1 protein-coding gene is annotated in these 1,160 nt (G+C 63.6%); it reads left to right on the top strand.

The features are described 5' to 3' along the window. Positions 1-61 precede the first annotated feature (61 nt). On the top strand, positions 62-1,030 hold the full coding sequence (locus FQY83_RS17505; protein WP_146389523.1) for an IS5 family transposase: 969 nt from the start codon (positions 62-64) through the stop codon (positions 1,028-1,030). Positions 1,031-1,160: the final 130 nt, after the last annotated feature.

Raw genomic sequence — 1,160 nt, 5'->3', positions numbered from 1 at the left:
TAGGGATGCTCTGAACAAATCCCTTCGGCGACAATAGCGCAAGGTTCGACGGATGACGACGATGCAGCTGAGCTTCGGGGACGCGGAACACACGGGCAAGCGCAAGAAGACGCGGCGCGAGGTCTTCCTGGCGGAGATGGAGCAGGTGGTGCCGTGGAACGCATTGCTGGCGCTGATCGCACCGCACTACCCGAAGATGGGCCAGCGCGGCCGGCAGCCGTATCCCTTGGCGACCATGCTGCGCATCCACTTCCTGCAGCAGTGGTACTCGCTGAGCGACCCGGGCATGGAAGAGACGCTGTACGAGATGCCGGTGATGCGCCGCTTTGCCCGCCTGGGCGGGCTGGACACCATCCCGGACGAGACCACGATCCTCAACTTCCGCCGGCTGCTGGAGACGCACGAGCTTGCGCCGCAGATCCTGGAGCGCGTGAACGCGCACCTGGCGCGCAAGGGCCAGAGCCTGAAGGCCGGCACGATCGTCGATGCGACGATCATTGCGGCACCGAGCTCGACCAAAAACAGGGACGGCGAGCGCGATCCGGAGATGCACCAGACGAAGAAGGGTAACCAGTGGCACTTCGGGATGAAGGCGCACATTGGCGTGGACGAGGAGTCGGGCCTGGTGCACCACGTGGAGTGCACGGCGGCGAACGTGAATGACGTGACGCAGGTGCACAAGCTGCTGCACGGCAAGGAAGATACGATCTGCGGCGACAGCGGCTACACCGGCGCGCACAAGCGCGAGGAGCTGCAAGGCGTGGAGGCTGCGTTCTGGATCGCGGAGAAGCCCTCGAAGTTGCGAGCGCTGAAGAACAAGCGCGAGCGCAAGTACGCCGAGCGCTGGGAGCACTTCAAGGCCAGCCTGCGGGCGAAGGTCGAGCACCCGTTCCGGGTGGTGAAGCGGCAGTTCGGTTACACCAAGGTGCGCTACCGCGGCTTGGCGAAGAACACGGCGCAGGTGCTGACGCTGTTCGCGCTGTCGAATCTGTGGATGGCGCGGCGACGTCTGTTGCTGCCGACGGGCTAAAGCCGTCCATTGGACGGGAAAACCCGTCGAAAAGCGCCAGAAATGGCGAGAAAGTGATCACATCGAGGTCGATCAGGCGCCTTGGCGCTGAAATCTAGGCATCAGCGCGCTTTGATCAGACCTTCCTTAG

The sequence above is a fragment of the Luteimonas marina genome, assembly GCF_007859325.1.
GTDB lineage: Bacteria > Pseudomonadota > Gammaproteobacteria > Xanthomonadales > Xanthomonadaceae > Luteimonas > Luteimonas marina.
This window is presented reverse-complemented; position numbering and strand designations above follow the sequence as displayed.